This window comes from Mesorhizobium sp. B263B2A (assembly GCF_020165775.1).
GTDB classification, from domain to species: domain Bacteria; phylum Pseudomonadota; class Alphaproteobacteria; order Rhizobiales; family Rhizobiaceae; genus Mesorhizobium; species Mesorhizobium opportunistum.
Window position 1 is genome coordinate 35809 of sequence record NZ_JAIUIU010000013.1, and the last position, 24245, is coordinate 60053.

Annotated in this window: 23 protein-coding genes; 9 read left to right on the top strand and 14 right to left on the bottom strand. The window is 63.2% G+C overall.

Features of this window, described 5'->3' with window-relative positions; translation table 11 throughout:
• Window positions 1-82 precede the first annotated feature (82 nt).
• Window positions 83-712, bottom strand: a complete 630-nt coding sequence (gene chpT / locus LB568_RS20175; protein WP_013893383.1) for a histidine phosphotransferase ChpT — start codon at window positions 710-712, stop codon at window positions 83-85.
• 439 nt (window positions 713-1151) lie between these two features.
• On the opposite strand from chpT, the gene LB568_RS20180 reads away from it, so the two are divergent.
• Window positions 1152-1688, top strand: coding sequence for a DUF1134 domain-containing protein (locus LB568_RS20180; RefSeq protein WP_083833235.1), 537 nt, complete (start codon window positions 1152-1154; stop codon window positions 1686-1688).
• A gap of 159 nt (window positions 1689-1847) precedes the next feature.
• The gene (locus LB568_RS20185) at window positions 1848-3014 is read left to right on the top strand and encodes a hypothetical protein (RefSeq protein WP_224731097.1); all 1167 of its coding nucleotides are present in this window, start codon (window positions 1848-1850) and stop codon (window positions 3012-3014) included.
• Window positions 3015-3066: 52 nt separating this feature from the next.
• Here the strand turns inward: LB568_RS20185 and LB568_RS20190 are convergent, their stop codons facing one another.
• The 5 genes from LB568_RS20190 to LB568_RS20210 all read right to left on the bottom strand — a co-directional run bounded on the left by LB568_RS20190 (window position 3067) and on the right by LB568_RS20210 (window position 6730).
• Entirely contained in the window at window positions 3067-3864 is a 798-nt protein-coding gene (locus LB568_RS20190; RefSeq protein WP_224731098.1) for a TrmH family RNA methyltransferase, read from the bottom strand.
• 103 nt (window positions 3865-3967) lie between these two features.
• Entirely contained in the window at window positions 3968-4312 is a 345-nt protein-coding gene (locus LB568_RS20195; RefSeq protein WP_013893387.1) for an ArsR/SmtB family transcription factor, read from the bottom strand.
• A 155-nt stretch (window positions 4313-4467) separates the two neighbouring features.
• Entirely contained in the window at window positions 4468-5247 is a 780-nt protein-coding gene (locus LB568_RS20200; protein WP_224731099.1) for a HugZ family protein, read from the bottom strand.
• Between the two features lie 126 nt (window positions 5248-5373).
• Window positions 5374-6135 (bottom strand): 3-hydroxyacyl-CoA dehydrogenase, encoded by a 762-nt coding sequence (locus LB568_RS20205; protein ID WP_013893389.1) that lies wholly within the window; start codon window positions 6133-6135, stop codon window positions 5374-5376.
• 58 nt (window positions 6136-6193) lie between these two features.
• Entirely contained in the window at window positions 6194-6730 is a 537-nt protein-coding gene (locus LB568_RS20210) for a GNAT family N-acetyltransferase (RefSeq protein WP_041164080.1), read from the bottom strand.
• A gap of 267 nt (window positions 6731-6997) precedes the next feature.
• On the opposite strand from LB568_RS20210, the gene LB568_RS20215 reads away from it, so the two are divergent.
• Window positions 6998-7987 (top strand): glutathione S-transferase family protein, encoded by a 990-nt coding sequence (locus LB568_RS20215; RefSeq protein ID WP_224731100.1) that lies wholly within the window; start codon window positions 6998-7000, stop codon window positions 7985-7987.
• A gap of 15 nt (window positions 7988-8002) precedes the next feature.
• On the opposite strand, the gene LB568_RS20220 is transcribed toward LB568_RS20215, so the two are convergent.
• Entirely contained in the window at window positions 8003-8485 is a 483-nt protein-coding gene (locus tag LB568_RS20220; RefSeq protein ID WP_224731101.1) for an ABZJ_00895 family protein, read from the bottom strand.
• Window positions 8486-8560: 75 nt separating this feature from the next.
• Window positions 8561-9055 (bottom strand): NUDIX domain-containing protein, encoded by a 495-nt coding sequence (locus LB568_RS20225; RefSeq protein WP_224731102.1) that lies wholly within the window; start codon window positions 9053-9055, stop codon window positions 8561-8563.
• A gap of 53 nt (window positions 9056-9108) precedes the next feature.
• Here LB568_RS20225 and LB568_RS20230 point away from each other — a divergent pair, with 53 nt between their 5' ends.
• A complete protein-coding gene (locus LB568_RS20230; protein ID WP_224731103.1) occupies window positions 9109-10038 on the top strand; it encodes a metallophosphoesterase family protein in 930 nt (309 codons plus the stop codon).
• Here LB568_RS20230 and LB568_RS20235 read toward each other — a convergent pair.
• From LB568_RS20235 to leuA, 4 genes are all read right to left on the bottom strand, one after another.
• Window positions 10022-10636 carry a hypothetical protein gene (locus LB568_RS20235; protein WP_013893396.1) on the bottom strand — a complete coding sequence of 205 codons (615 nt, stop codon included), beginning with the start codon at window positions 10634-10636 and terminating at the stop codon, window positions 10022-10024. The genes LB568_RS20230 and LB568_RS20235 overlap by 17 nt on opposite strands.
• A 118-nt stretch (window positions 10637-10754) precedes the next feature.
• Complete coding sequence (locus LB568_RS20240) at window positions 10755-11558, bottom strand: alpha/beta fold hydrolase (protein WP_140574778.1); 804 nt, start codon at window positions 11556-11558, stop codon at window positions 10755-10757.
• Between the two features lie 198 nt (window positions 11559-11756).
• Window positions 11757-13526 carry a tetratricopeptide repeat protein gene (locus LB568_RS20245; protein ID WP_224731104.1) on the bottom strand — a complete coding sequence of 590 codons (1770 nt, stop codon included), beginning with the start codon at window positions 13524-13526 and terminating at the stop codon, window positions 11757-11759.
• 262 nt (window positions 13527-13788) lie between these two features.
• Entirely contained in the window at window positions 13789-15465 is a 1677-nt protein-coding gene (leuA, locus tag LB568_RS20250; protein ID WP_041164083.1) for a 2-isopropylmalate synthase, read from the bottom strand.
• A 525-nt stretch (window positions 15466-15990) separates the two neighbouring features.
• Here leuA and LB568_RS20255 point away from each other — a divergent pair.
• The 3 genes from LB568_RS20255 to LB568_RS20265 are packed head-to-tail and all read left to right on the top strand — an operon-like array spanning window position 15991 to window position 18281.
• Window positions 15991-17157 carry an ATP-grasp domain-containing protein gene (locus tag LB568_RS20255; protein ID WP_224731105.1) on the top strand — a complete coding sequence of 389 codons (1167 nt, stop codon included), beginning with the start codon at window positions 15991-15993 and terminating at the stop codon, window positions 17155-17157.
• Window positions 17158-17160: 3 nt separating this feature from the next.
• Window positions 17161-17937, top strand: a complete 777-nt coding sequence (locus LB568_RS20260; RefSeq protein WP_224731106.1) for an esterase family protein — start codon at window positions 17161-17163, stop codon at window positions 17935-17937.
• Between the two features lie 29 nt (window positions 17938-17966).
• Window positions 17967-18281: a nuclear transport factor 2 family protein gene (locus LB568_RS20265; protein WP_224731107.1), complete on the top strand. Its 315-nt coding sequence runs from the start codon at window positions 17967-17969 to the stop codon at window positions 18279-18281.
• A 10-nt stretch (window positions 18282-18291) separates the two neighbouring features.
• Here LB568_RS20265 and LB568_RS20270 read toward each other — a convergent pair whose 3' ends face one another.
• Window positions 18292-19821 carry an MFS transporter gene (locus LB568_RS20270; protein WP_224731108.1) on the bottom strand — a complete coding sequence of 510 codons (1530 nt, stop codon included), beginning with the start codon at window positions 19819-19821 and terminating at the stop codon, window positions 18292-18294.
• Between the two features lie 146 nt (window positions 19822-19967).
• Between LB568_RS20270 and LB568_RS20275 the strand changes: the two genes are divergently transcribed.
• Both LB568_RS20275 and LB568_RS20280 read left to right on the top strand, forming a co-directional pair.
• Complete coding sequence (locus tag LB568_RS20275; protein ID WP_224731109.1) at window positions 19968-20855, top strand: LysR family transcriptional regulator; 888 nt, start codon at window positions 19968-19970, stop codon at window positions 20853-20855.
• Window positions 20856-21019: 164 nt separating this feature from the next.
• The gene (locus tag LB568_RS20280; RefSeq protein WP_224731110.1) at window positions 21020-22099 is read left to right on the top strand and encodes a siderophore-interacting protein; all 1080 of its coding nucleotides are present in this window, start codon (window positions 21020-21022) and stop codon (window positions 22097-22099) included.
• A 27-nt stretch (window positions 22100-22126) separates the two neighbouring features.
• Here the strand turns inward: LB568_RS20280 and LB568_RS20285 are convergent, their stop codons facing one another.
• Window positions 22127-24238, bottom strand: coding sequence for a TonB-dependent siderophore receptor (locus tag LB568_RS20285; RefSeq protein WP_224731111.1), 2112 nt, complete (start codon window positions 24236-24238; stop codon window positions 22127-22129).
• Window positions 24239-24245: the final 7 nt, after the last annotated feature.

The window sequence follows — 24245 nt, forward strand, 5'->3', positions numbered from 1 at the left end:
AAGCTCAACGCTTCCAACTCAGCGATCGCGCTAATATTACGCTGTTAAAAATACTTGTTCTCCGTGCAGATCGACCCGGTACTCAGGCCGCTGAAAGCACGATTTCTTCCGCCGTGGCGTGGATCGATATCGTCATGGCGGCCTCACGGGCCAGAAGCAGCGTGTAATAAGGCTGGACCGAATGCGCATCGATTGGCTCTTCCGGCTTGTGGCCGGAATGCAGTTCGAGAAATTTCGGCGGTACGCGCAGCATCGGCCCGCTTGCCGAGAGTGAAAAGCGCGGCTCGGTTTCGAGATTCTCCAGCGTTACGACCAGCTTGCCGCCGCGCGGGATGGCGGCGTTGGCAACGAGGAGCAGGTTGAGCAGCAGCTTGACCTTGTTCTTGGGCAGCAGCGCTCGGATTCCGTTCCAGACCAGTTCCGGCTTTTCGTTCTTGAGGAAAGCGATGGCGACGGCTTCGGCGTCTCCGGTGTCGATCATCATGCCCGCCGAGCCGGCCGCGCCAAAGGCGATGCGGGCGAACTGCAACCGGGCCGAGGCGTTCCTGGCGCTCTGGCGGATGAGCCGCATGGCGTCTTCGTCGGCGCCGCCCTCGTCGAGCAGCTCGAGCCCGTTGTTGATCGCGCCGACCGGCGAGATGATGTCATGACAGACGCGGCTGCACAAAAGTGCAGCCAGATCAGGTGCGGAAAGGGTGAACAGATCGGCCATCGGCGAAAATCCCTGCAAATTTCACAACTCACGGCCGAGCGATCGATCGCCGCCTGCCAACACGAATCACGCTCGCTCCCCGAGCTTTTGAATACACAGCGCCCGTGCGTGCAGCAACAAATCCAAAATTGTGGTCATGGCAAATGGCGCGTTCACGCAGGCCGCCGCCCATGTGAGCGACCCCAAACAGCCTTCGAACCGCCATGTTCATGTGCGAGCTTAATGGTTGAAAAAGGATTACGGCATAGTTTGCCCCTAACAGTTACCCTTAACGGCCGCCTAAAGAGCCGTACGGGGTGCGAGGCGTCGGCGAAGGTGCTCCCTGACGGAGATTGGAAGCATGTTTTCCCGATTCTATGACCGGACCTTTTTCCGTGTCACCTCTGGCCGGAACCTGTTCCGTGTCATACCAGACCGGACATTTGTCCGTGTCATATCAATGGCGATCGCGCTCATGGGTGCTCTCGTCTTCTCGACTTCAGCCCTGCGGGCCCAGGAATATACCGCTCAGGAGATTGTCGATTCCGGTCACAAGTTCTTCGGCGCGACATCGGGCGGGCTGGCCACTGTCATCGAGAAGATCTTCGCTTCCTACGGCCTGCCGAACGGTTACCTGCTTGGCGAGGAGGGTTCGGGCGCGCTCATCGGCGGCCTGACCTATGGCGAAGGCACGCTCTACACCAAAAATGCCGGCGACCACAAAGTGTTCTGGCAGGGCCCGTCGCTGGGTTGGGATTTCGGCGGCGAGGGATCCCGGGTGATGATGCTGGTCTACAACCTCGACGATGTCGGCAACCTCTACAACCGCTACGGCGGCGTGGCGGGGTCGGCCTATGTCGTGGCGGGTGTCGGCTTCAATGTGCTGAAGAACAACAATGTGCTCTTGGTGCCGATCCGAACCGGTGTCGGCGCCCGGCTCGGCGTCAATCTCGGCTATCTGAAACTGACCGAGCGGGCGACGTGGAATCCCTTTTGATCGCAGCCCGTCGTGACCGCAAAGCCGGCTTTTCGACGGGGTTTGTAGGGCCGTGATTCCCAATGCGCTGCGGCAAGCCCTTGCCGCGGCGCCGGAATTCCGCCATGCCAAGATGGTACGGTCCAGTTCAGGCGGTTGCCGCCGATAGCGGGTAGTCCTTTGGTTCAGTCGGTCCTGTTCTTTGCCCTTGGCTTTCTGTGTGCCGGCTTTCTGGCGCTGATGATCGCTCCGGCGGTCTGGAGGCGTGCCGTCGCCCTGACCCGCAGGCGCATCGAAGCTTCGATCCCGTTGACCCGGGCCGAGATCCAGGCCGACAAGGACCGGATCCGGGCCGAGTACGCCATGTCGGCGCGTCGCCTCGAGATGAACGTCAAGGCGCTGCGCGAGAAGGCGGCCGAACAACTCGTCGAGATCAATCGCGGCCGCGAGGCGTTGAAGGGGCTGGCGGTCGAGCGCACGGACAAGAACCACGCGCTCGCCGAACTTGGCGCCAAGAACGAAGCGCTGCGGCAGCGCGAAGAGGAACTGCATCAGCTTTCGGAGCGGCTCAAGGAAACCGAACGAAAGCTGGAAAAGCGGGCGCTCGAGCTCGAAAAGCTGGAGCACATGTACGACGACGCCAGTTTTTCTTCCAGCAGCCGGCAGATCGAGTTGGTGGCGCGCGAGTCCGAATTGCAGAAGCTTGCCAGTGACATCTCGCTGCTGCGCGGCCAGCGCAAGGAGGCGGACCGCCGCCAGCAGGAGATCGCGGCCGAAAGCAAGGCAGCGCGCGAGGCCCTGAAGGCCGAGAAGAAAAGGACGGCTGAACTCGACAAGAAGGTCGAGCGGCTGCTCGCCACGCTCGCCGATCGCGAGGACAAGCTCGAGCGCCGCGAAAAGGATCTGGCGCGGCTGCGCGAAAAAGCGAAAACCGAGGATGGCGGACCGGCTCTGCGGCTGGTCGGCAAGCCTGATCAGGCCGACAAGCTTGGGACTGACAGGCGTGACGAGGCTGAAAGGCGCGATGAGCTGGATAGGGCGATCGCCAAGCTCGACGGTGATCGCGAACGGCTGGAGGTCAGGCTGACGGCGCTGGCGCGCGAGAACAAGCGGCTGAAGGCGGATCTCGGCGCCATGGCATCATCGGGCACCACGAATGGCGGTGCCGCGCTGCGCGAGCAGATGAACGAGCTGGCGGCGGAAGTCGTCCACCTGACGGCCAAGCTCGAGGGGCCCGATTCGCCGATCGCCAAGGCGTTGGCGGTACCGCAGGACAGCCGGCCCAGCGGCGGCGACCGCAGCCTCGCCGACCGTGTGCGAGCCTTGCAGAATGCGGATGCGACCTGAGGCAGCGGCTGTCGTTCTCCCAAAAACCGAGGTCACTTTCGGGCGACATGCCTTAGCGGTGCGAGAAATGATGCAGGGCAATCGCTGAGGCGGCTGCCACGTTCAGGCTGTCGAAGCCTTCCGCCATGGTTATCCGTACGGTCTGCAGGCGCGCGAGCAGGCTTTCGGGCAGGCCTTCGCCCTCGGTGCCGAGATAGAGCGCCAGGCGCCCGGCCGACTTTGCATCGCGTATGTCGGTCCGTCCGCGTGGAGACAGCGCGAACTGCTCAAAGCCTCGTTCGGCCAGCATCGCCGTGAAGCCGGCGGTGTCGGTGAAGGACGCGAAAGGGATCTTCAGCGCGGCGCCGACCGAAACACGGATCGCCTTGCGGTACAGCGGATCGCAGCATGTCGCGTCGATCAGCACCGCATCGGCGCCGAAGGCGGCGGCGTTGCGGAAGATCGAACCCATATTGTCGTGGTTGGAAATGCCGACGAGCACCACGACCAGGGCCAGGGCGGGCAAGGCATCCAGCAATGGGCCGGCCGGCTGCGGCGTCTCCTTGCGGCCGATGGCCAGGATGCCGCGATGGAGGTGAAAGCCGGCGATCGCGTCCATCACCGCGCTGGTGACGACATAGACCGGCAGATCCGCGGGTGCCTTGTCCAGCGTGTCCTTCAGGCCGCCCAGCCGGTTTTCCAGGACCAGGACGGATTCGGCGCTGAAGCGTCTCGACGACAAAAGCAGGTCGAGCACCACCTTGCCTTCGGCGACGAAGCGGCCTTGCCGGCCCGCAAGGTCGCGTTCGCGGATATCGAGATAGGCGGCGACGCGCGGATCCTGCGGGTCGTCGATGCGAATTGGGTTCATGTCCCCTGCTCAAAGATCGAGAGCGCGGTTCGTGCGTCGAAAAGGACGCACAAGCCACGCTCCGGAAATCGTCAGCGAGGTAAACGGCCGCAGAAGCGTCCGGTCAAGTCCCGGCGCGGCGCAATCTCTGTGCCATCTGGGACAGGTCCTCCTTGCCGCTGCCGAAAATACCATCCAGCATGACAAGCAGTTCGCGCACCGCATCGGATTTGCAGGAGTAGTAGATCATCTGACGGTCGCGGCGGGTGTCCACCAAATCAAGCGCCCGCAGCTTGGCCAGATGCTGCGAGAGGGCGGATTGGCTGAGCATCACCTTTTCGGCGATAGCGCCGACCGACATTTCACCGTCGATCAGATAGCTCATGATCAACAGCCGTTTTTCGTTGCCCATAAGCATCAAAAATTCAGCCGCCGGTTCAGCGTTGGCGATTAGCTTTGTCGAGACCATGAATGCCCCATGCTGTTTGCTCATCGAGGTGCCATGGGGGCAATGGCGCCTGAATCCATAAATTCACTTGCGAAAGGACACTGACGAGTCAGTGCCACCCCTTGAGCGTAGAACATTTCTTCCAAATCTCAAGCATTGCTTTTGATCAAATGCAATTAAGTTCTGTCACTTGTCTGCATCATTTCGCGGCCGCCCCTGGCCATTTCGACCAGAACGGGCCGAAGTTCGCGCGCCGCCACCAGGGGTTGCGGGAAGAAAACCCGGCAAACACTGTCCCCCGACATCAAATCCATGCCATCGGCATCCAATCCGGCGATGGTCCAGCCCTCGCCGGATGCCCTGGCAAACTGATGTGCATAAACGGCGACCGCGTCGAGATGTTCCGCGTTCATGTGCTCGATGGCGGATTGTTCGCTGGCCGCAAGCTCTTCGACGATGGGTCCGCTGCTGGTGAGATCGGACCGATCGAGCAGATAGGCCTTGCCGAAGCCGCCATTGAGGCTGGCGCGTTGCGGTTCGAGGCGAAAGATCGAAAAGTCGCCGAGCCCGGCATAGAGGCTGGCCTTGGGGTTGCGGTTGAGATAACGGCGCTCGGCGCGCGCGTGGATGTCCGAGCCACGCTCCAGCCGCGATGCCCCGCAGATCAGCGTCAGGCGAGGATGCGCCAGCGGGTCGCCCTTGCCTGGCTCGCCGAGCAGCAGGGAACAGCGCGGATCGGCAAGCAAGGCAGGCGTGTGCGCGGAAAGCATCGACACCAGGATCAGCGGCGCGCCGTCGATGTCCGTGGCCACGCCGACCCGGCTCGCCAGCGGCGACCCGGTCCGCGGCTCCAGCACCGCTAGTGCGCCGGAGCGGGCGCTGCGCAGAAGCGTCTTCGCCAGCCGGATCGCCTCGGCATCGGTCTCGCGGATCACATCCTTCTTTCTCTCGCCCAAGGGTCCGGCTCTTCTAAGTTGATCTTCATATTCCACTTATCGGACGAAGATGCCGGGTTTGGCAAGGGCTAGCTCTTTATGCATTTCGTTATCTCAAAAATCGCTTCTCAACTTGGACGGCATGCATCACTTCGGTGCCATGCGGATGGCGCCGTCGAGGCGGATGGTCTCGCCGTTCAGCATCTGGTTCTCGATGATGTGCAGGGCAAGGGCGGCATATTCGGATGGTTCGCCGAGGCGAGAAGGGAAGGGCACGGCGGCGCCCAGCGAATCCTGCACCTCCTGCGGCATGCCGGCCATCATCGGTGTCTTGAAGATGCCGGGCGCGATGGTGCAGACGCGGATCCCGGAACGGGCAAGGTCGCGCGCCACCGGCAGCGTCATGCCGACCACACCACCCTTGGAGGCCGAATAGGCCGCCTGGCCGATCTGGCCGTCATAGGCGGCGACCGAGGCCGTGTTGACGATGACGCCGCGTTCGCCGCCCTGCAGCGGCTCGAGCTTCGCGGCGCGATCGGCGACGAGGCGGATCATATTGAAGGTGCCGATCAGATTGACCTCGATCACCTTGCGGTACTGGTCGAGCGGATGCGGACCATCCTTGCCGATCGTCTTCACGCCGATGGCAATGCCGGCGCAGTTGACCAGGATGCGCGGCTCGCCCAGCTTGGCCGCGACCTCGGCGAGGGCGGCAGCGCCGCTGTCGGCGCTGCTGACGTCGCATTGGACGGCAATGCCGCTGATCTCGGCCGCGACCTTGGCGGCGCGGTCGATGCCGACATCGAATATGGCGACGCGGGCACCCTTGGCGGCAAGCGCCCGCGCCGTCGCCTCGCCAAGGCCGGAGCCGCCGCCGGTCACGATTGCGATCTGGCCGTTCGGGATCATGGCGTCATTTCCTTCCAGTGAAAGCAGGAAAGGATCAGTGCCAGATCGAACGGGAAGGTCAAGCCATGGCGGCGATGTGCTCGGCGACCCTGGCCTGACTGGCGTGACCGACCTCGCCCAAGAGCTTGGCGACGGAACCCGGCACGATCTCGTGCGACAGCAAGCGGTCGAGATCGACAGGGCGCGGCATCGAAATCTGGCCGCGCGGGATCCGCTTGAAGCCGAGCGGCCCGTAATAGGGCTCGTCGCCGACCAGTATGACGGCCGGCGCACCGGCCTTGGCGGCAGCTTCAAGCGCAATCGCCACCAGCCGGCGGCCAATGCCGAGATTCTTGAAGGCGGGCCGTACCGCGAGCGGCCCGAGCATCAGCGCGCGGCCGGGGCCGGCGGCAATGCGGGTCATGCGCACCGAAGCGACGACGATGTCGCCGTCGACGGCGACAAAGGACAGAGCGCGTTCGTGCCCTCCAGCCTCGCGGATCTTGTAGGCGGCCAGGACAAAGCGGCCGGGGCCGAAGGCCTCGTCGTTGATGGCTTCGATCTCAGCATCATGCGCCGGGATTTCCGGCAGGTATTTCACGTCGGCAAGGCTCATGGTCTTTGCGTTCCGGTAGAGAGGAAAGGTTGCTGCAAACGGCAGCATTCGCCAGTCAGCGCTTCATCAAGCGCGGGCGCCCTTTCGTCGTCGGTCAAACCGGATCAAAGCAAAATCGAACATGCGAAGTGTCCGCTAGCATCAATTTTCGGCCGCTGCAATCGACCCCGTTCGCTGGCCCCAACGATTGACAGTCTGTTCAGCCCTGATGATTTCAGCCTTGCCGCGTCGCGCTCTACATCAGGTGGAAAGGCGAAAGGACATCCCATGGGATTGCTGGTCGACGGCAAGTGGCAGGACCGCTGGTACGACACCAAGGGCAGCGGCGGCAAGTTCGTGCGGGCGCAGTCGCTGTGGCGCGACTGGATCACGCGTGACGGCAAACCGGCCGAAGGCCGCCATCGAGGCTTCAAGGCAGAGCCCGGCCGCTACCACCTCTATGTCTCGCTTGCATGTCCGTGGGCGCACCGGACGTTGATCTTTCGCGCGCTGAAGAGGCTCGAAGGCATCATCTCCGTCTCGGTCGTGCACCATTTCATGGGCGCGAACGGCTGGACGTTTCTCGCCGAGGACGGCGCCACCGGCGACACGCTCTACGGCCTCGACTTCCTGCACCAGATCTACACCAGGGCCGATCCGGCCTATTCCGGCCGGGTCACGGTGCCGGTGCTGTGGGACAAAAAGGAGCAGACCATCGTCTCCAACGAATCCCCCGAGATCATCCGGATGCTCAATTCAGCCTTCGACGAATGGGGCGATGCCGGTCTCGATTTCTATCCACAGCCCTTGCGCGGCGAGATCGATGCGATCAACGCTCTGGTCTATCCCGCCATCAACAACGGCGTCTATCGTGCCGGCTTCGCCACCACGCAAGCCGCCTATCAGGAGGCCTTCGACGCATTGTTCTCAGCGCTCGACACGCTCGAGGATCGGCTTTCCAAGCAGCGTTATCTCGTTGGCGATCGCATCACCGAAGCCGACTGGCGGCTGTTCACCACGCTTGTGCGCTTCGACCCGGTCTATGTCGGTCATTTCAAGTGCAATCTGCGCCGTATCGCCGACTATCCCAACCTGTCGAACTATCTGCGCGACCTCTATCAGGTGCCCGGCGTCGCCGGCACGGTGAACCTGCATCACATCAAGGCGCATTACTACGGTAGCCACGAAACGATCAACCCGACGCGGATCGTGCCCGTGGGGCCGGAGCTGGACTATGCCGCGCCGCATGACCGGGGACGGTTCAGGAGGGCGGCCTGATAGCCGGCAGGCTGATCAGCGGAAAGGTTTGGTGTCGAGTTGCGTTTGTCTTTTGCGATTGGCTTTCAACATGCGATTTCCGAACCAACTCGAGTAACCGAGGGCGTTGAGGCAGAAGGCAAACAGCGTCGCCAGTGCCATGATCGCAACCCAGCCACCAAATGGGATTCCTCTCAATTTTGCCGCCGTGGCGTCGTCCGCGAGTGAAAGCAGAAGGAACAACATCGAGAATAAAATGATAGCTATCGTGGAAAACACCACCGTTTTCCAATACTCCCCTCTATGGAAGGTTCTCCCATGTTTTCGTATGAATAGGGAATATGCCGTCAAAGTAGAGGCGAAATTCACCCCGAAATAGGTATTCTTTCCGGTAAGCGCGATGAATGACGGAAAAATTATTGCCAGAGCGATCAGAGCCAGGCTGACTAAAAACGTTACAAGCATGTAAATGCCGACATAAGGCCATATACTGACCGTATCTGTTTTCTCGTAAGCCATTTTTCGCCCCTCGATAAGATTTTAATGAAATTAAAATCATTGAAATCGAGGTTGAGGATAACTGTATTTCGTAAATCACCAGTAACTAGAAGTCGGCTCTCCCTGGAAAACCTCGGCGATCCGCCGCAGTGTCGCCGGCGTCGTTGCTTCCGGCAAACGGTCCAGCGGGAAGAAACCGGCTTCGGCGATTTCGTGGTCAGGCAGCTTCGGCGCCGTCTGGGCGAACTGCTCGATGAGATAGAAGCCGACATGATCGCGGCGGCTGGAGCGGCGGTTGAAATGCATCGATTTCAGCGCCGGCGGGGCGGTAAGCGCGATGTTGCCTTCCTCCGCCAATTCGCGCGCCAGCGCTTCGTCCATGGTCTCGCCGACCTCGACGCCGCCGCCGGGAAGCTGCCAGCCCGGCACATAGGTGTGGCGGATGAGGAAAACGGAATTCGTGGCGGTATCGTGGATCAGGCCGCGCACGCCGAGCGTCATCGGCCGCCGCAGCACGAAATAGAGATGGAACAGCCGGGCCCTGAGGCCAGCCCAGCCGGTCTGGCGGAAGGGATCTTGCGGGCTCGTCATCGGTAGCGAAACCGTGGGTGGAAAGGAGGGCGCTGGTCGCCTATGAAGGATGCATGTTCAGGCTCGCGCATATTTCCGATGTCCATCTGGGGCCGCTCCCGGATGTATCCTATCGCGATCTCGCCTCCAAGCGCGTGCTCGGCTACGTCAACTGGCAGCGCAACCGCCGCCGCCACATGCATGACGCCGTCATCGACACCATCGTCGCCGACGTCAAGGCGCAAAGTCCCGACCATCTCGCCGTCACCGGCGACCTGGTCAATCTGGCGCTCGACGGCGAGATCGAGATGGCCAGGCACTGGCTGGAGACGTTGGGACCGCCGCAAGACGTTTCCGTCGTTCCGGGAAACCACGATGCCTATGTGCCCGGCGCCTTCGACAAGGTCTGTCGCTCATGGGCGGCGTGGATGAGCGGTGACGGCATCAACACGCCTGTCGACCGCAATGCCTTTCCCTTTCTGCGCGTGCGCGGCAATGTCGCGCTGATCGGCGTCTCGACGGCGCGCGCCACGGCGCCCTTCATGGCCAATGGCTTCTTCATGGAGGGGCAGGCGGAGCGGCTCGGCGAGATCCTGCGCGACACCGGCGGGCAAGGCCTGTTCCGCGCCATCATGATCCATCATCCGCCGGTGCGTGGCGCCGTCCCGCAGCACAAGCGGCTGTTCGGCATCGCCCGCTTCCACAAGATCATTCGCCGGCATGGCGCCGAGCTTGTCCTGCACGGTCATTCGCATCTGCCGTCGCTGTTCCAGATCGGGGTCCGCGGCGCCAAGGTCCCGGTTGTCGGCGTCGCCGCCGCCGGCCAGGCGCCGGGCGGCAAGCACCCGGCGGCACAGTACAATCTGTTCGATATCGACGGCGAAAAGGACAATTGGCGGATCCGCCTGACCCGGCGCGGCCTGACCGGGCCGGCGATACCGCCTGTCGACCTGCAGACGCTGGAACTGGGCGCCCAGGCCCTAGCCGCTACGGCCGCAAGCTGAGCCCCATTGCCACGAGACGGTCCCAGAACAGGGCGATCGACACCGCCAGGCCGACCAACGCGCCGGCGGCGATCAGGCCAAGGCCGGACAAGAAGGCAGACCAGCCCTTGCTGCGTTGTGGCGACCGCAGCGGCGGCTCCGCCTCGCTCACCTCGGCGCGCTTCATGCCGGCGATTGCCGGTTCGACCCCGCCTTCCATCATCCTCTGGCGCTCGACGATACGCTCGGCGACATAGCGTGTCACGGCGTTGGCAACCGGCTTCATCTCGGTCGATTCGGCGAGCACCACACGGCCGATGCGAGTGTCCTTGAGGAAGCGGTAGGTGCGGCGATCACGGCCCATCGCGACATGGCTGACGGCGTCGATCCACAGACGCGGCTGCAGCCCCGAGGAAACGACGAAATCGAAATTGTCCATGTCGGCTGGAACGTCGGCAAAGACGGGCGCGAGTTCGGCGGCCAGGAGATCGAGGCGCATGCGATGCGCCTCGCGCATGTCGACGACGACATCGTCGCGGTCGGCAAAGGCGTTCTTCACATCACGGATGGCATCGGACAGTTTGCTTGACGGATCGATCTTTTCGCCTGCGTCCTTCATCGGCGTGGCCTCGCGGGTTTGGTTAACATGCAGTTAACACAGCCGCCGGCAAAATGCACTGGCGAGATGGGGGGAGGTCAGGGGGCGAAGCGCCGGGGATATGGCGCTCAGCGGCAACTCAATCGGCGGTGGTGGCGAGTTTCGGGCGAACGGGTCTCGCGCGACGGTTCATGTTGCGCTGGATGATCCTGGCGATCAGATCGGGCGCTTCCTCGATCAGCATATGGCCGGCCTCCAGAACGTGATGCACATGAAAGCGCGCCGGCAGGCCATCCGCATGGGTGAAGGGCAGCACCGCGTCTTCAGTTCCCCACACCACCATCACAGGCATGGCCAGCGTGTCGAGCAGGTCGCGCGGGATGACGCCTTGCCGGTCGTCCCTGGTCATGGCAGCTGCGATCTCGACAAGTTTTTCCAGTTGCCCGGGCCGCCTGCGCATTTCGGAAAGCGTATCGGCGGCGTGATCAACAGGCAGCGCGCGTGGACCCGACATGGCGGCAAGGCAGGCAAGGATCTCGGACGACTCGCTCGCGGCGGCAAAGCGGCGCAACAGTGCCCCGTTGATCTCGGGGCCGAAGCCACCGGGCGCCAACAGCGTCAGCGAAGCGACTTTTTCCGGGTCGGCCAGCGCCATCAGCACCGCGACAGCGCCGCCCATCGAGTGGCCGACCAGATGGACCCGCTTGAGCGCCCGCGCGGAGAGATCGGCGAGAATGGCCTTTGCCGCCACCTTGGCCGGACCGGCACCCGGGAAATCAAGCGACAAGCCGTGTCCCGGCAGGTCATAGGCCAGCGTGCGCGCCGAAGCCGACAGGGGAGAGATCACCTCGCCCCAGACGTCATGGCAACCACCGAAGCCATGCAGCAGGACGATGGTCTTCGAACCAGCACCTTGTTCGGCGGCATGAAGCGATGAAATCATGGATGCTGAAATTTTTTTGTTGTTGCAGGGTGCGCGACGCCAATTGTGGCTGAATTGCTCCTTGGCTGGCGCGATGACCAGTAAAATCTTCGCGATTTGTACGGTTGAAGACAGAACTCGGCGGTCAACCGGGCATTTGACGACCGGAGCGTACGAAACCGACCATAACTTCGCGCCGCGCCGCGGCTGTTGATGGCGTTAACTGGCGCTCTCAAGCCCGGAGGCGCGCAAGGCGCCGATCAGTCGCTCGGTCAAATCGGCCGGATATTTCCGATCGACGAAAGTCGCACGCGGATTGGCGGCGAATTTCGGAAATTTGGCGCTCAGCTCATCGAGCAGCTTGCGCGCCTGACCGTCCTGGCCGGCAATTTGGGCGCCGATCAGTCGCGCGGCGAGATAGTGTGATTTTGTTGCGGTCGTTCTCAAGGCGTTGCTGGCAATGGTTGCCTTGTTCATGTCGCCGAGCATGAATTCGCCGGCGAAGAGTCCGAAATCCCACCATGTCGGATGCCCGCTGGAGGCATCCACGGCATGGGCCAGAAGCGGTGTTCCCTCGGTGTAGCGGCCGGCGAAAATCAGCCCGTAACCATAGGCGGCGGCCATGGAGACGTCGTAGGGGTTGAGGTCATAGGCCTTGCGCATCCAGCGCAGCGCCTCGTCGGGATTGCCAAGGCGCGAATAGATGTAGCCATAGGCGCGATGCGCGTTAGGGCTGGTCGGCCCCATCTGTATGGCGCGGTGGGCGAATGTCAGCGCCTTCTCGATCGTCGCATCCGGCGGATAGGCGTAGTGGTCGTTCACCGCCTCGAGGTGCAACGAAGCGAGTTCCGAATAAACCAGCGACGATTTTGCGCCGTCGTCGGCCAAGGCCTCAAGGCAGCGGTACGCGGCCCCGTGGGTTCTGACGTTTTGGTCGAGATAGTATTTGCCGTTGAGCAGCAGGCATTGCGTCAGGCCGGTCTGCATGCCGCTCTGCTCGATATAGTTGTAGATCGCGCCGGAAGCGGGAAGAGCCGAACTCAGGATGCCGGCGATGCGGTCCTCGACGGCGTTCGGCGCGCTGTCGGCGGCGTTCAGGTTGCGCGACAAAAGCACCCGGCCGGTCGCCATGCTCTGCAGCTCGATGGTGATGTCGCCCGCGTCCGGTCCAGGCAGGATATCGAAGATGAAGCTCGTGGCATTGGTGACCGGATCGGTCTCGTCGGGGGCCTCGCGGCCGATGAAGTCGACCGTATCGAAACCGCTCAGGCCGGCGCGCAAGGACGCGGCGACACGGCTGGCATCTTGGCCATTAGCCTTGACGGCGAGGTAGACGAGCGGCAGGGCCTCACTTGCCGGGGACCGGGCGATGCTGCCGGTCAAGCCGGCGGGCTCTAACGTAGCCGGTATGTCGCCGCCTGCCAGCAGGACGCCGCTGCCCTGACGCAGGATCAGAACACCGAGCATGGCGATGACCACGGCGATCGCCATCCAGAAGAACCTAAGATGGCGTGCCACCGAGGGCTCCGGAACGGCAGTCGATGCCAGCAGTACGGCGGACGGAATGTCGGCGGCGCTCGGCTGCTCGGATGGCGATGCCAGCGCTTCCGTCTGCCCGGCAAGGCTGGCCGTTTCCGGCAAACGGATCGCGTTGAGCTCATAGGCCGGGACATAGCCGCCGCGCGGAATGGCAATGCGGACGGGTTCGGCGACGCCTTCGTTGGCGAAATACTGCTGCAGCAAATCGCGCAGCCGGCCAGCCTGGACCCGCACCACCGCATCGGTCGACGGATCGAAATCACCGTCCTTGCCGAAGACGTCCATGGCGATGGAAAAGCCCTTGAGCCTGTCGGCTTCGCCTGCCTGTTCGCGTTCGACGAGATAGCGGATCAGTTTGCGCGCGCGTTCGGACCGTCCAAACGTTTCGCTGGCAAGCAGTCGCTCCAGTGTCTCGCGCACTGCGGGGGCGGCAGGCGTGGCATGCTGCAAGTGTCGATCCTCTCGAAGTCGGCACAGGTTGAGGCACGATCATATAGTGCCCGCATCTCCACACAAGTATACACCCATTATGCGATCGCGTACCTAACCGGATAATTTTCCAGTGGTTAATGGCCCGGCTGCAGGACGTCGTCGGCGGACGCCGAAGCGCGCCGCCGACATCAGCGGCCATTTTGGGCCAGGCCCGGTTCGGGTTCGAAAACGTCGCGCGAGAGCGCTGCTGCTCTCGCGCCGACGACCCGATCGGTGGGGATTACCGCGCCTTGCGGCCCACGATACGGTTGGCGGCGGAAGTCACGGCTTCCAGCGAGGCGGCGACGATGTTGGTGTTGATGCCGGCGCCGAACAGCTTTCCGCCTGGATATTCCATCTCGACATAGGAAATGGCGGAGGCGTTCGAGCCGCGCTGCATCGAGTGCTCGGAATAGTCGAGCACCGACATCTCGACGCCGACATGCCGCGACAGCGCATCGACGAAGCCGTCGATCGGGCCGGTGCCAGTGCCTGATATCGTCGTTTCCTTGCCGTTGTCGAGGATGACAGCCTCGACCACGCGCCGCCCCTTGACCTCGGTGTCGGGGTAGGTGTGGTGATCGAGGAATTTCAAGCGTGCGCCCGGCTGATCGACATAGGCCTCGAGGAACCGCTCATAGATGCGCTTGGCCGGCACTTCCTTGCCTTCCGCGTCGGTGATCGCCTGGATCGCCTGGCTGAACTCGATCTGCAGATTGCGTGGCAGGTTGAGGCCGTAATCGGCCTGCAGCACATAGGCGATGCCGCCCTTGCCCGACTGCGAGTTGATGCGGATGATCGCCTCGTAGCTGCGGCCGACATCGGCCGGATCGATCGGCAGGTAGGGCACTTCCCACAGCGGCGTGTTGGCCTTCTTCAAGGCCTTCATGCCCTTGTTGATGGCGTCCTGATGCGAACCGGAGAAGGCCGTGTAGACGAGTTCGCCGACATAGGGGTGGCGCTCGGGAATCTTCAACTGGTTCGAATATTCGTAGACGTCCTTCATCCGGTTGATGTCGGAGCAGTCGATGCCGGGATCGACGCCTTGCGTGTACATGTTGAGCGCCAGCGTGACGATGTCGACATTGCCGGTGCGCTCGCCATTGCCGAACAGCGTGCCTTCGACGCGGTCGGCGCCGGCCATCAGGCCGAGCTCGGTGGTGGCGATGCCGGTGCCGCGGTCATTGTGCGGATGCAGCGAGATGATCAGGTTCTCTCTGTTGTCGAGATTGCGGCACATCCATTCGATGCGATCGGCATAAACGTTGGGCGTCGACATCTCGACCGTCGACGGCAGGTTGATGATCAGCTTGTTGTCGGCTGTCGGCCTGACGATCTCGGTGACGGCATTGCAGATCTCCAATGCTACGTCGAGCTCGGTGCCGGTGAAGCTCTCCGGCGAATATTCGAAACGGAAACCGCCACCCGCCTTGGCGGCCATGTCGGTGATCATCTTGGCCGCGTCGGTGGCGATGCGCTTGATGCCGCCGACATCCTTCTCGAAGACGACGCGGCGCTGCAATTCACTGGTCGAATTGTAGAAATGCACGATCGGGTTGGTGGCGCCCTTCAGCGCTTCGAAGGTGCGGGTGATCAGCTCGGGCCGGCACTGCACCAGCACCTGCAGCGATACGTCGGCGGGAACATTGCCTTCCTCGATGCACCAGCGGGCGAAATCGAAATCGGTCTGCGAGGCCGAGGGGAAGCCGATCTCGATCTCCTTGAAGCCCATGTCGAGCAGCAGGCCGAACATGCGGGCCTTGCGTTCATGGCCCATCGGATCGATCAGCGCCTGGTTGCCGTCGCGCAGGTCGACAGAACACCAGATCGGCGCCTTGTCGATCACCTTGGACGGCCAGGTGCGGTCGGTGAGGCCGACCGTGGGGTAGGGCTGGTACTTGCGGGCTGCGTCCGGCATGCTTCGGGCCGACCCTTCCCGGGCTGCCCCAGGCGTGCCCCTTGCCGCATCCTTGCCGGCTACCGCGGCATCAGGGCGGATTTGTTCTCGTGCGTTCATCGTCGTTTCTCCCGGCGGCCCTCGGATCCGTCCTGGACGGATTGATGGCGAGTGGCGCCTTTACCAGATTTTCGTTCGCTTGATGTGATTGCCAATTTTGAGACTGGCCAAGGAGCATGCGCTTGCGCGGCGGTTCGACCGCCGGGCGCTCCTTCAGCGAACCCGGCGATCGCCGATAAGGCCGAGAAGAAGCAGGGTCGAGGCAAGCGCGCGCACGGTCTCGCCGGCAAAGCCGGTCTGACGGGAAGCGGTGGTGGCGCGCGTGTTCATGGCGGTTCTCTTACAGGAGCGGCTTGTGAGAGGCAAGCGGGGTGGGACCCGGTTGAATGCCATCCCAATGCGGATGCTCTTCCCCGCGCGCTGCAAATACGCCAGACTTGAGCGCCGGCGGGGCTGCGGTGCCCTTTCGCCGGGAGGGGACTGGCCATGAATTTCGTGTTCTTCTCGCCGCATTTTCCAGCCAACGGCGCCGATTTCTGCGACCGGCTGAAAAAGGCCGGCGCCACGGTGCTCGGCATCGGCGACGCACCCTATGAAGCGTTGGACGGCAAGCTGAAGGCTTCGCTCTCCGAATATTACCGGGTCGCCGACATGGAGGACTATGATCCGGTGTTCCGGGCGATGGGACATTTCATCCACAAATGGGGCCGCATCGACCGTTTCGAGTCGCTCAACGAGCACTGGCTGGAACTCGAAGCCAACATCCGAACCGACTTCAACATCTACGGCACCAAGCTCGATTTCGTGAAGAACCTGAAGCGCAAGAGCCGCATGCGCGCCTTCTTCCGCAAGAGCGGCGTCGAGACGATCGCGCAGCGCAAATGCTCCGACCGCGCCGGCGCCATGACCTTCATCCGCCGGGTCGGCTATCCCGTCGTGGTGAAGCCGGATTCGGGCTCCGGCGCCTCGAACACCTTCAAGATCTCCAACACGGGAGAGCTCGACCAGTTCTTCAGGGACAAGCCCGAGGGGGTGACCTTTGTCATGGAGCAGTTCATCGAGGGGCTGGTGGTGACCTATGATGGCCTGGTCAACCGCGACGGCGAGGTGGTGCTGGCCGCCAGTCACCGCTACGACCAGAGCGTCATGGAGGTGGTCAACAAGGACCGCCACATGAGCTACATCTGTTTCCCCCGGATCCGGCCCGTTGTCGAGGAGGCGGGCCGCAAGATCCTGAAGGCGTTCGACGTGCGCGAGCGCTTCTTTCACATCGAGCTGTTCGAGACCAGGGACGACCGGATCATCGCGCTGGAGGTCAACATGCGGCCGCCCGGCGCCTGGATGACCGACGCGATCAACTATACGTTCGATATCGACGTCTATGCGGCATGGGCCGACATGGTGGTCAAGGACGCCGCCGGCGGCCCCTATGAGGGCAAGTATTTCACCGCCTATGCCAGCCGCAAGCGCCGCCTCCGCTATTTGCACAGCCATGAGGACGTGCTAGCCGCGCATAGCGACAAGATCGTGCACCATCAGGCCATCGAAGAGGTTTTCAGCCGCGCCATGGGAAATTACGCCTATCAGATGCGGTCGAAGGATCAGGCGGCGCTGCGCGAAGCGGTCGCCTATATCCACGCGGAAAAGGCGTGAGGGATGGACATCTCCTATCACAAGGCCTTCGCCCGCAATCTTGGCCGCGACATGGAGTACAAGCGCTACGGCCATGCGGGCCGGCCGGTGGTGGTGTTCCCGACCTCGCAGGGGCGGTTCTACCAGTTCGAGGATTCCGGCGGGGTGGGCGCGCTGGCCGAGTTCATCGACACCGGCCGCATCCAGCTGTTCGCGGTCGACGGGATCGATTCGGAATCCTTCTTCGACAAGCATCACGATGCCGCGCACCGCATCGCCCGGCACGAGGCCTATTTCCGCTATGTGCGCGAGGAGGCGCTGCCGGAATTCCTTGAGACCGCCTCGGCAGCCAATGGCGGACGCAAGCTGAAGCCGCTGTTCTCGGGCTGTTCGATGGGCGGCTACCACTCGTCAAATTTCGTCTTCCGCTTTCCGGAACTGGCGAGCGGCGTCATCGCCCTGTCGGGCGTCTATTCGGCCCGCGACTTCTTCGGCAAGGCGCTGGAAGGCGACATCTTCTACAATTCGCCGCTCGACTATCTGCCCGGCATCGTCGATCCTAAACTGCTGGCCAGGCTCAAGTCGCTCAGGCTGATCTTCTGCTGCGGGCAGGGCGCCTGGGAAGAGCGCATGCTGGTCGAGACGCGCCAGCTGGAACAGATCCTGCGCGACAAATCGATTCCCGCATGGGTCGATTATTGGGGCGGCGATGTCAGCCATGACTGGCCATGGTGGCACAAGCAGCTGGTCTATTTCTTCGGCCGCTGGCTGGATGAGGATCTGATGCACAGGCTCGACTAAGCTACATTGATGCACCTTGGGCAGAGATGATGACGATACCCGAACCCATCCGCCGCTTCGTCGAGGCCACCAATGCAGGTGATACGGATGCCTTTCTCGACACCTTTGCCGACGATGCGTTCCTGAGCGACTGGGGACGGGACTTTCACGGCCGCGGGCAGATCGCGCGCTGGAACCAGTCGGACAATATCGGCGTGAAGTCCAATCTCCGGATTGTCCGCATCGCCGCGGCGGAAGGGACTTATCGTGTTCGCATCGCCGTCAAAGGCAAGGGCTTCAACGGCGAGGGCGACATGACCTTCATGCTGGACGGCGATCGCATCGCGAGCCTGGTCATCGCCTGAGATCCGCAGCCTACCCTTCCTGGCATGCCGGCACAGGCACGGCCTCATGTTCCGCTGCTGATCCGCGACGCAGGCCGAGGAACACGACAAGGGCGGTGACGATGGTGATTGCCGCCAGCACGATCAGCAGCCTGTCGAACGCCGCTTCGTAAGCCCCGACCAGGACGGCGGCGCTGGCCGTAGGCAGATGTTGCGCACTTGCACCGACATTGCCGGTCACCAGCAGCTGCGCCGCGGCGGCCGTATCCGTGGACGCTCCCTGAGCGGCCAACTGCGCCGCGGTGAAGCCGGACAGTGTCGCCATGACGATCGCCACTGCCACGCCCTCGCAGGCGACGCGCGTGGTGTTGAAGATGCCGACCGCCATGCCGGCGCGCTCCCTCGGCACGACGCTGACGGCAAGCCCGTCCATCAGTCCCCAGGGCAAAGCGATGCCGACGCCGATGAGCACCAGCGGCGCCACCAGCGCGATATCGACCGGTGGTGTCAGGCTCAGCCAGACGAGGCCGGCGGCGGTGACGAGCAGGCCGACGCCGCAGATCGTGGCCGGCGCGATCCAGCGCGCCAGCTGGCCGGCAAGCAAAGGCAGGATCAGCAGCGGTCCCGAGAGGCAGATCATCAATTGCCCGGCCTTCATCTCGCTCATCCCTTCGATGCCGATGAAGCGGATCGGCAGAAGCACCAGCAGGACGACAAAGCCATAGGCGGGTGCCGCGGCCAGGAACTGGACGCCGACGAAGCGAGGAAAGCGAAACAGGGTGAGATCGAGCATCGGTCGCCGCACGCGCCGCTCGACGATGACGAACGCGGCGAAGAAGAGGGCCGCCGCTGCCAGAAGCGCGATGACGAGGGGATTGGCCCAGCCGCTTTGCGGCGCCTGCAACACGCCATAGGTCAGCGAGGCCAGCGCGATGGTGAAGGTGCCGGCTCCCGCCCAGTCGAGCCCGGTCGCATCCGGATCGCGCGAGTCCCTGATGGTGCGCAGGCCGAGGACCGCCGAGGCGATCGCGAGTGCCGCGACCAGAACAAAGATCGATCGCCAGCCAAACGCGGAGATGAGCAGGCCCGAAGCGATCGGACCGAAGGCGAGACCGATGCCGAAGCTGGTGCCGAGGAAGGAAAAGGCGCGCAGCCGCAGCGGTCCCTCGAATTCCTGGGCAAGCGCCGAGGCGCCGCCGGCGAAGGCCAAAGAACTGCCGATCCCTTGCGCGGCCCTGAACATGTCGAACCAGACGGTGTCGGGCGCCAGCATCGCGCCCAGCGACGCCAGGACATAGAGGCAGAGGCCGGCGAGGAAAATCCGCTTGCGGCCATGGTTGTCGGCCAGCGCTCCGGCCGCCATCAGGCTGGCGCCGAAAGTCAGCATGAAGGCGTTCGTCACCCAGTTGAGCGCGATCGGGCTGCCGCCGAGATCGGCCGCTATACGCGAGAGCGCGACCGCCGGGCCGGTGAAGGTCAAGGGCATCGTCATCGCGGCAAGACATACCGACAAGAGCACCAGCCATCTCTCGGCCGAGCCGGTTGTGGTCTTCAGGGTCATGGATTTCCTATCCGAAAAAGCATCCGCCGGCTTGCCGCGTGGGTTGCGCACCGGTCGCAACGACAAGATAGGTCTGCCGCCTTTCCAGAAAAATGGTATTGTATTTCCTGACATACCGGACTGAAACGCTCGAATGGAAGAATGCGATGGACCGCCTCAATGGCCTCTTGGCCTTCGCCCGCACCGCCGAACTCGGCAGTTTCATCGCCGCCGGCCGTGCGCTCGGCATCTCGGCTTCCGCCGTCGGCAAGAGCGTCGCACGGCTCGAACAGGAGCTCGGCGTGCGGCTCCTGCAGCGCAGCACGCGACGTGTCGGCCTGACAGAGGAGGGCAGGCTGTTCAACGAGCGGGTGCGGCGCATTCTGGACGACATAGACGATGCCGAGGCGATGCTGTCGCGGACACGCGAGACGCCACGCGGGCGGCTGCGTGTCTCGACCCCGATCGTCACCTACCATCTGCTGCTGCCGGTGCTGTCGGAGTTCATGGCCCGCTATCCCGAGATCGAGCTCGATATCGATTTCAACGATCGCATCGTCGACGTCATCGAGGAAGGCATCGATGTCGCGATCAGAAGCGGCGAGCTGCCCGATTCACGGTTGGTGTCGAGACCCGTTGCGCCGTTTCGCATGCTCTTGTGCGCCGCGCCCTCCTACCTCGACCGGCATGGCACCCCGAGCGTGCCGGCGGATCTCATCAGGCATTTCGGCATAAACTTTCGCTTCCTCAACAGCGGCAGGCTGCTGGACTGGCCATTCACCACCGGAAGTGCTGAACCGCAGATCCGCTCGATGCTGACCTGCAACAATATGGAAGCCTTGAAGGGCGCCACGCTCGCCGGCCTCGGTATCGCCTGCATGCCCGATTTCCTGGTCCGCGAGGCGTTGCGCGAGGACAAGCTGCGCATCGTGCTGGACGACCATGTCGACGGCCGTGGCCAGTTCCGGATGCTGTGGCCCTCCAATCGCCATCTGTCGCCGAAGGTGCGCGTTTTCGTCGATTTCCTTCCCGAACGCCTTGCAGCGCCGCGATAGGCCGGCGGGCATAAATCAGATCTCCGACGGCTCATCCGGAAATATGATTACTTAAGTCAAGTTTCCCGTGGAAACGACGGCGGCGCTGTGGCATGCCCGGCGATGGCGACGAGGCCAAGATCTTTCGGCGGCTTCGTTTGAACCGCTATCGAAGGACTTGAACGATGGACCAGTTGAGTGCGCAGACCCGGATCAGCGATGAGGCGATGAGGTCGGCGATCGAGCGTCTTCGCACCGAGCACGGCGAATTCGAGATCGAGACCGGTGCCGCCGATCGATGGGAGCTTCGCCTCTATTACGGGTCGTTGAGCGCCACGCTCGATGGCGACGCCATGCTGATCCGCGTTGCGGCGACCGACGAGACCTGCCTCTCCTACATGAAGATGACGGTCGCCGGCCACGTCGCCCAGCATCTCGGCACCACCAGCGGATTGCGTTGGGAAGGCGACGGCAGCGATGCCGGTACGCCGGTCTTCTTCCGCGAGATCACCGTGATGTCGTCGACGCGGATTTCGCCGCACATGCAGCGCCTGCGTTTCGCCGGCAAGGATCTCGGCCGTTTTACCCATGGCGGTCTGCACATGCGGCTGCTTTTGCCGCCGCGTGGCCGGCAGCCGGTCTGGCCCATGCTTGGCGCTGACGGCCTGCTTGTCTGGCCCTCCGGGGAGGACGCGCTGACCGTGCGGGTCTACACGATCCGGGCTATCGACGCCGCAAGCGGCTGGCTCGATGTCGACTTCGTGCTGCATCCCGGCCAGGATACGCCCGCCGCCGCCTTCGCGCAGAACGCACGGGTTGGAGATGTCATCGGCATGATCGGGCCCGGCGGCGGCGAGGCGCCGGAGGCGCAGACTTTGCTTCTGGCCGGCGACGACACGGCGCTGCCCGCTATTGGCAGGATCCTGGAGCACCTGCCGCCGTCGACCCGCGCCGAGGCGCTCATCGAGGTCGATGGTCCGGATGACCGGATCGCGTTGCCGCAAGGCGAGAAAATCGACATCACCTGGCTCTACCGGCACGGCCGCGAGGCCGGTACGGCCGGCCTGCTGCCAGGCGCTTTGCGGGAGCGCAGCCACGCCGCGCTTGCCGACGGGCTCCATGTCTGGGCCGGATGCGAATTCGCCGACTTCCGCGAGATCCGCAAGATCGTGCGCAAGGAGTGGGGCCTTGCGCGCGACAGGCATCTGGTCACCGCCTATTGGCGCCGCGGCGCGCTGGGCGAAAATGGGGGCGGCGAGGAATAGCCGCTGCCCCCCTGCGACGAGCTGATCTCAGAAACGATAGCGCAGGCTGGCGAACAGCGAGCGGCCTTCGTCACGGTAGCAATAGCCGGACGAGCAGATGGTCTTTTGGCTGTCGAACAGGTTCTTGGCGTTGACCTGCAGTTTGACGCCTTCGAGCTTCGGATTGCTGGTGCCGAAATCATAGGACAGCGAGGCGTCGACAAAGGCGCGCGCGCTGTTCTTGAAAGTGTTGGTGTCGTCGCCATAGCTCGACCCGGCAACGCGCACGCCGGTGCCCAATCCCAGTCCTTCCAGGGTGCCGTTCTCGAACTGGTAGTGGCCCCACAGCGACAGGATGTGATTGGGCGTCGCCGACAGTTCCTTGCCATCGGTGTCCGTGGCGCCGCGCTCGATCCTGACACGCTGATAGGTGTAGGAGGCGATGACGCTGAAGCCATTGTCGAGCGAGGCATTGGCTTCCAGCTCGACACCGCGCGAATTGAGGTCGAGCTGGCGCTGCTTGTTGACGTTGGTCGAGGCGTCGAAGACGACGCCATCCTTCTGGTCGATGTCGAACAGGGCGGCGCTTACGATCGCGTTGTGGTCGGGGATCTCATATTTGACGCCGATCTCCTTCTGCGTGGCGATGGTCGGCCGGGCGACGCGGCCGGTCGTGCTGGTGACGTCGTCATAGACGAAGCCGATGTTGGGCGAGAACGAGGTCGAGTAGTTGACGTATGGGATGAGGCCCCACTCGGTCCGGTAGGACAGGCCGAGCCGGCCGGAGAAGGCGCTGTCCTTCTGCTTCGACTGGCTGAAATCTGCTGATGTGGAGGTGGTATCGACCCAGTCGTAGCGGCCGCTGGTGAACAGGGTGAAGTCGTTCCACTCCATCTGGTCGTGCAGGTAGACGCCGAGCTGGTTCATCTCCTGCCCGCCGGAATGGGGAACCGGCATCGCCTTGATGTCGTCGACCGAGACATAGGACAAGCCGCTGCCGGCATCGTAGTCCGACCAGGCATAGTCGATGCCGGCGACGGCGGTGTGCCTGACCGGCCCGGTGTCGAACTCGAACTGCGCCATGTTGTCGACGACGAAGTTCTTCATCGTCTCGGTATAGTGGCCCCAATAGCGCTCCAGCGGCTGGTTGGCGCCGGGCAAATAGTGGCCGCTGTATTCGATATCGCTGTCGACGGCGTTGTAGCGCAGGTTCTGGCGCACCGTCAGCACATCGTTGAAGCGGTGCTCGAACTCATAGCCGATGCGCCCCTGGTTCTGGGTGAAATCGTTCCAGGCGGTATCGCCCTCGTAGATGTTGGAGAGCACGCCATAGCCCGGATTGTAGAAGGCAGCGGTGCCGCCGGTGACCGATTTCGAATATTCGCCGAGGATGGTGAGCTTGGTGTCCTCGTCCGGTTTGAAGGTGATCGCAGGCGCCAGATAAAGCTTGTCGTCGGGATAGGCCGGCAGATCGGTTTCGCCCAGGCGGCCAAGGCTGGTGAAGCGATAGAGGATGCTGCCGTCCTCGTTCACCGGTCCGGAAGCGTCAAGGGCTGCCTGGAACCGGTCGTGCTCGCCGGCCAGCAGTTCGATCTCGTGGAACGGCTCATCCTTGGGACGCTTGGTGACGACGTTGACGATGCCGCCGGGGCCGCTGACGCCATAGAGCGAGGACGCCGGGCCTTTCAGGATGGTGACCCCCTCGATGCCGTAGGGCTCGGTCTTGAACCAGGCGGAGGGGCCGTTGTACTGGCGCAGCCCGTCGCGGAACATGCCGTTGTAGAAGGCCGGGAAACCGCGCAGGAAGAAGGCGTCATAGCGGGTGTCGAAGCCGAAGCTGTTGGGATTGGCGCTGGCCGTGTAGCCGAGCGCCTCGTTCAGCGTGCGCGGCTTCTGATCCTCGATCTGCTTTTGCGTCACCACCGAAATGGCCTGCGGGATCTCCGCGATCGGCGTGTCGACCTTGGTGCCGATGCGGTCCTTCTTGGCGACATAGCCATCCTGCACCAGGATCTCGTTGCTTTGCGCGGTGACCTCGATCTGGCCGAGCACCGTGGCCTCGCCACTGTCCTGCGCATGAGCAGCCAAGGGTTGACCAAGCATCGCCGCGCTGCCCAGCAACGATATCCCCAGGCGCCATGTCGTCGGCCGTGCTCGCATCCACTCG

Bases quoted from the DNA above. Each gene is read 5' to 3' on its own strand.
- LB568_RS20220 (WP_224731101.1), bottom strand. From the start codon at position 8,485: ATGGCTTACGAGAAAACAGATACGGTCAGTATATGGCCTTATGTCGGC.
- LB568_RS20225 (WP_224731102.1), bottom strand. From the start codon at position 9,055: ATGACGAGCCCGCAAGATCCCTTCCGCCAGACCGGCTGGGCTGGCCTC.
- LB568_RS20280 (WP_224731110.1), top strand. From the start codon at position 21,020: ATGGACCAGTTGAGTGCGCAGACCCGGATCAGCGATGAGGCGATGAGG.
- LB568_RS20240 (WP_140574778.1), bottom strand. From the start codon at position 11,558: ATGATTTCATCGCTTCATGCCGCCGAACAAGGTGCTGGTTCGAAGACC.
- LB568_RS20265 (WP_224731107.1), top strand. From the start codon at position 17,967: ATGACGATACCCGAACCCATCCGCCGCTTCGTCGAGGCCACCAATGCA.
- LB568_RS20205 (WP_013893389.1), bottom strand. From the start codon at position 6,135: ATGATCCCGAACGGCCAGATCGCAATCGTGACCGGCGGCGGCTCCGGC.
- LB568_RS20260 (WP_224731106.1), top strand. From the start codon at position 17,161: ATGGACATCTCCTATCACAAGGCCTTCGCCCGCAATCTTGGCCGCGAC.
- LB568_RS20270 (WP_224731108.1), bottom strand. From the start codon at position 19,821: ATGACCCTGAAGACCACAACCGGCTCGGCCGAGAGATGGCTGGTGCTC.
- chpT (WP_013893383.1), bottom strand. From the start codon at position 712: ATGGCCGATCTGTTCACCCTTTCCGCACCTGATCTGGCTGCACTTTTG.
- leuA (WP_041164083.1), bottom strand. From the start codon at position 15,465: ATGCCGGACGCAGCCCGCAAGTACCAGCCCTACCCCACGGTCGGCCTC.
- LB568_RS20255 (WP_224731105.1), top strand. From the start codon at position 15,991: ATGAATTTCGTGTTCTTCTCGCCGCATTTTCCAGCCAACGGCGCCGAT.
- LB568_RS20275 (WP_224731109.1), top strand. From the start codon at position 19,968: ATGGACCGCCTCAATGGCCTCTTGGCCTTCGCCCGCACCGCCGAACTC.
- LB568_RS20190 (WP_224731098.1), bottom strand. From the start codon at position 3,864: ATGAACCCAATTCGCATCGACGACCCGCAGGATCCGCGCGTCGCCGCC.
- LB568_RS20215 (WP_224731100.1), top strand. From the start codon at position 6,998: ATGGGATTGCTGGTCGACGGCAAGTGGCAGGACCGCTGGTACGACACC.
- LB568_RS20195 (WP_013893387.1), bottom strand. From the start codon at position 4,312: ATGGTCTCGACAAAGCTAATCGCCAACGCTGAACCGGCGGCTGAATTT.
- LB568_RS20235 (WP_013893396.1), bottom strand. From the start codon at position 10,636: ATGAAGGACGCAGGCGAAAAGATCGATCCGTCAAGCAAACTGTCCGAT.
- LB568_RS20180 (WP_083833235.1), top strand. From the start codon at position 1,152: ATGGCGATCGCGCTCATGGGTGCTCTCGTCTTCTCGACTTCAGCCCTG.
- LB568_RS20230 (WP_224731103.1), top strand. From the start codon at position 9,109: ATGTTCAGGCTCGCGCATATTTCCGATGTCCATCTGGGGCCGCTCCCG.
- LB568_RS20210 (WP_041164080.1), bottom strand. From the start codon at position 6,730: ATGAGCCTTGCCGACGTGAAATACCTGCCGGAAATCCCGGCGCATGAT.
- LB568_RS20285 (WP_224731111.1), bottom strand. From the start codon at position 24,238: ATGCGAGCACGGCCGACGACATGGCGCCTGGGGATATCGTTGCTGGGC.